This window comes from Desulfofundulus sp. (assembly GCF_049701015.1).
GTDB lineage: Bacteria > Bacillota > Desulfotomaculia > Desulfotomaculales > Desulfovirgulaceae > Desulfofundulus.
In genome coordinates, this window is the sequence record NZ_JBNATZ010000200.1 from 1 (window position 1) to 4,562 (window position 4,562).

The following is a 4,562-nucleotide window of genomic DNA, read 5'->3' on the forward strand; positions in this document are numbered from 1 at the left end:
TCCCGGCCGCCGAGACACGCGACCACAAAGCGATGCCCCAGAACAGGTACAGCATCCCGCCCGCTCTTAACATTACGTCCCGCGGGTAGCCGTGCGACAGCGAGAACGCCGTCCACAGCGCCGCGACGACCGACAGCACTACCAGCGGCATCAACGCCGCCCTGCACGCCCACGCCCGCTCCGCGATAAGTTTCTCAACAGCCTTTTTGTGCAAAACACACCACTCCCCTGCATAAATTTTTTCGGTTTGCTGCTAAAGCTGCATTCCTTCCAGCACGCTGGTCCCCTCACGTCCCGCAGCAGCAGTGCTTGGCGCACCGCCACGCTGGAGGACCGCCGCGCTCAGCGCCCCGCGCCAGGACCCGAAGACCCTGACCAGCACGCGGGGAGGCGGCCCCCCGGCCGCCCGGGAATACGCTTCGTACTCCCTGTACGTGGGGAGCCTGCCCAGCTACCTCACCGCCTTCGGGACGCAGCCCACCGCTGTGTCTCTGTCGATACCGGCCCACGGGCTGCGCGACTTTTTACCCTCCATCACGTACGCCGCGTACTTCAGTACCAGCTGTCTGACCCGGTACAACGGTAGCCCCGTGCTTTCCGCTATGCTCTCGTACGTCTCGCCGGAAGCGAACCGCTCCGCCAGCAGCCTGGCCTCCTCCAGCCCCGGCACCTCCGGGAGCCCCGACGCGAGAAGCACACGCCGCACCCGGCACGCCCGGCCAGCGCTCCCGCCACCGCAGACCGCGCGCTGCAGGTACTCGTGCACCAGCTGCCGCACCCGCTCGCCTGACATCCCCTCGGCGGAGCCTATCTCCCTGTACGTCTCGCCGGACGCCACCCGGACGGCAAATTCCCTGCCCTTCTCGCACCCCGGCACCTTCGGGAACCCCATTCTCGCCGCCCTGTTCAGCCAGGCCACGACCCGCTTCTTCCGCAACCTCACCACGGACGCTTTACTCCGCACCACGGCCCTCACGTCAGGAGGGAGCTCCCTCACCTCACCCGCGCTGACAAACCGCTTCCCGCCGGACAGCGCGCGCTCCACCGCCTCCTGGACCTCGCAGGCGCTGGACTGTACCAGCCCGGCCGCTTCCAGCGCGCTCCTCCAGTTTCCAAAAAAGTCGATCACGGCGCACGACTTCGGGAGCGACCGCTCCCGGGCGAGTCGGTCGTACTCTTTCCTCATGGGAGCGCGGCCCAGCTCACCCGCGGCCTCCTTTAGCGCCGACACCAGCACTTCCCGCCGCTCCCCGGGGTCGTCCGGCAGCGTGACCCTGCGCGCGGGCAGCCCCGCCGCCGCCAGCGCGGCGTTCCACGTGCCGAACGCCTCTATCGCCCGGAACGCCAGATGCCCCGCGTCCGCTATCCTGGGTACCCTCCCGAGCTTTTCCGCCAGCTCCTTTATCCTGCGCGCTATCTCCTCCGGGGAGGCGTCCCTGCGGACCCACCACCGGGACCGGACCTCCGCACGCCTCCTCTCGATAAGCTCCCGCACGTCCGGCGAACCGCACTCCGAAAGCTTGCGGAGGACCCACCCCGCTACCGTAGCGCTGACCCCCAGCGCCGAACCTATCTCGGCGTTCGTGACCCGGATATTCTCCTGCAACATGCTGCGGACCGTTTCCTCAGCAGCCCGCAGGTCGATTTTGCTCTTACCCGCCACTACCTGCTCACCTCCTCCCCGAACTCTACAGCACTCCGCAGCAGTCCCGGTACTTCAGCCCGCTGCCGCACGGACACGGGTCGTTCCACCCCGCTTTTTCTTGCGGCTTCTCGAACCAGTCTCCGGGCGCAAAGAGCACCAGTTCCTGGCTGTACGGATGTACCCGGAGCGGGAAAACAGTATCAGAAAAAGTGATGTTTTTCACCCCGCGGCGTGCAAGTTCACTGCAAAAACCGTCTACTGCTTTCCTGACTGACGCGGGGTCGCTGACCTTAACCGGGTTCAGCCAGCACGCAACATTAACCAAACGCCGGTTTCCTGAATACACGGAAGCCCCTATGAAGTCCACCGCCGGGCTGTTCGGCCAGTGGCTGTACCCGCTGACCGCCGCCCTCAGCCTTCCCGCGCCCACCGCCGCGCCGAGAGGGCCGCTGTAGTTGTACTCCTCCACCACGCAGTCCGGCATCTCAGGAAAAACAGCCGCCGCCTTTCCCCAGGACGCGGGATCTCCCGGGTCACAGCCGGCACGCGCGGCGTCCCCCAGCACCACCCGGACCGGTACCCCGCGCTTCCGCAGGAACGCCAGCGCCGTCCGCACGTTCCGCACGTACCGGGCGTACTCCCCGGCCATGTCTTCAGCCACGATCTCGTCGTGCAGCCCGCGAAACTCTTCGCCGTACCTGCCCCTCTCGAACTGCCGCATGGCTTCCCTCTTCTCGTCGAACGCGCGCTTCACGTCGGCCCTCCGCACCCACTGGGAAAAGGTGAAAAACGGTATGGCTACTGGAGCGGAAAACCGCTTCCTGCCCAGGTACCGCCCCGCTTCCCTCCACCTGTGCCACACCGCCGGGCTCGGCCACCAGCAGAGCGCGCGCCCGGGGTCGGGCAGCCGGTTACCAGACGTGAACCACTGCCTCTGCCGCGCGCAGGAAAGAGACCGCCCGCCCCACTCCGGCGGGACGCAGGCCGCCACGGTCAGCCCGTCCACGTCCCACACCGCTACCACCGGCGGCAGCACGCACCTGTCGTGTCTCTGAGGGAATACGTACCAGTGCAGAGACGCAAAGTCCCGCGTCGCTTCTTCCGCCATGTCGCTCTCGCCGTCAATAACAGCGTGCAGCACCCTCCACCCCGACTTCCCCAGCTCCGCCGTCAGCACAAACCTGACCTCCGTCCCGTTGAGGTAGTTCATTGCAAGGTAAAAGTCCTTCCGCTTGCCGCCACGGGGACGGCGGTAGCGCACCGTGATGCAGTCGCTGCAGGCGGCAATACCTTCCACAGCTCACGCCTCCTCCTCTCTATCCAGCAAGACAGGTTCAAGCCGGGCGGTACCTCTCCCCGGCCAGCGACCTGACCCGCACGGTAAACTCCCACCAGATCGTATCCCCCCAGGGCTGGACGGGGCACGGATGGAGGGAGCACTCCCCCGCCAGCTCGTGTCCCGACTTCCGGAGCCGGGACTCCATCTCTCTCAGCGCCTGATCCCTGTTTGCCGCGGTCACCCTGCCCCGAATTACTTTAACCACGAAAGACCACCTCCCAGTCTACCGCCGGCAGCCGGAACAGTACAGCGCCCGCCCGCTCAAAGGCACAAAAACAGTGCCGCACCTGGAGCACTTCCTCAGCCTGTACTTCTTGTTGACCGACACCGCGCTCAACCGGCGGTTTTTACCGTAACCGGCCATCGTACCCCCCTCCCCTTAAACAGCCCCGCACGCCGGTTTCTCCTGCACGGCCCTCTTTGCCGCAACCAGATGCTTGCAGTCACCCCGGTAGTTCCTGAACGCCGGGCAGGAACAGCTCTCGTGCAGCACGTCCACTGCGTAATCTTCCGTCCCGTGCGCAATGAAAATGTGTTCGGTAACCCGTTCCAGCCTGGACGGGTCAAACTCTTTGGCGTGCGCCGTCTTTCTAAATGCCTGGTTGGCCAGTTTATCGGCGCGCATATTCTTCTCCCTCGGCACCCATACCAGCCGTACCTCGCGCCCGCGCATGAGCCGGTCCGCCCTGCGGCAAAGCTCGTACAGGTGCGCGTGGTTGATGTTCCAGTGCCCGCTGACCTGGTTGACCACCAGCTGGCTGTCGCCGTATACCGTGATTTCCTTAATGTCCCGGCGGGCGACTTCTTCCAGCAGGGCAATCAGTGCCAGGTACTCGGCCTCGTTGTTGGTACAGACACCGACACGCTCGGACTTCTCCCAGACGACTTCCCCGTTTTCGCCAACCAGATACGCTCCCACAGCCGCTTCCCCGGGGTTGCCCCGCGATACTCCGTCAAAATGGCCGTAGTGCACCCGCAACAGCCCCTTTCCTTGCTATGAAAACCTATTGACTTCCCACAGAGATTGCAGTATCATAACTCTGGACGTGAGTCCCGGACAGCATACACGTATCTGTGGGAATACGTTCGGTAGCTGTCTGGCTTGGCACGTCCGCCAAAGGTGTGAGTAAGTGAAGGCTTACACGTTAATACAAATTTTATGGTGTAAGTGAAACCTATACCCGAAAATATGAGGCTTAGGGTTTAGGTAATTAAGCCTTCACTACTGGCACACCCCTCGAAAAAACCACCGCCTGTCCCAAAAGGGCAGGCGGTTTTCGCTTTTTTCTAACCGACCAGCTTTTCCACCACGCTCACGGGCAGCGTGGCGACCCACTCGTCCAGCCTGTCGCCGGCCAGCGCCAGCCGTACCAGGTCGTCCAGCGCTGCGTAGTCCAGGCGGCCGTCCCTGGTCTGCGGCCTGAACTCGTCAGCCCCGACAGCCCGGAGCCACCTCTGAAACCCCGATGCGGGACGGTCCCCGTCGAACCACATCACGGCCACCCGCCCGCGCTCCGGCCTCGGAGAGCTCTCACCCGCCAGCGGGTCTTCGCTCTCGAAAACCCGGGCCGGGCCGCT

The 4,562-nt window shown here is 64.5% G+C and carries 7 protein-coding genes; all 7 read right to left on the reverse strand.

From position 1 onward, the window contains the following. Positions 1-253 precede the first annotated feature (253 nt). Complete coding sequence (locus tag ACPLUI_RS11290; protein ID WP_424660367.1) at positions 254-451, reverse strand: homing endonuclease associated repeat-containing protein; 198 nt, start codon at positions 449-451, stop codon at positions 254-256. After that, positions 452-1,663 (reverse strand): homing endonuclease associated repeat-containing protein, encoded by a 1,212-nt coding sequence (locus ACPLUI_RS11295; RefSeq protein WP_424660361.1) that lies wholly within the window; start codon positions 1,661-1,663, stop codon positions 452-454. 25 nt (positions 1,664-1,688) lie between these two features. Next, entirely contained in the window at positions 1,689-2,942 is a 1,254-nt protein-coding gene (locus tag ACPLUI_RS11300; protein WP_424660362.1) for a YecA family protein, read from the reverse strand. Between the two features lie 37 nt (positions 2,943-2,979). Then, entirely contained in the window at positions 2,980-3,189 is a 210-nt protein-coding gene (locus tag ACPLUI_RS11305) for a hypothetical protein (RefSeq protein ID WP_424660363.1), read from the reverse strand. Positions 3,190-3,207: 18 nt separating this feature from the next. Further along, positions 3,208-3,348, reverse strand: a complete 141-nt coding sequence (locus ACPLUI_RS11310; RefSeq protein WP_424660364.1) for a hypothetical protein — start codon at positions 3,346-3,348, stop codon at positions 3,208-3,210. Between the two features lie 15 nt (positions 3,349-3,363). Further along, on the reverse strand, positions 3,364-3,957 hold the full coding sequence (locus ACPLUI_RS11315) for a reverse transcriptase-like protein (RefSeq protein WP_424660365.1): 594 nt from the start codon (positions 3,955-3,957) through the stop codon (positions 3,364-3,366). A 314-nt stretch (positions 3,958-4,271) separates the two neighbouring features. Further along, positions 4,272-4,562 (reverse strand): hypothetical protein (locus ACPLUI_RS11320; protein WP_424660366.1); only part of this gene is annotated, 291 nt, incomplete at its 5' end.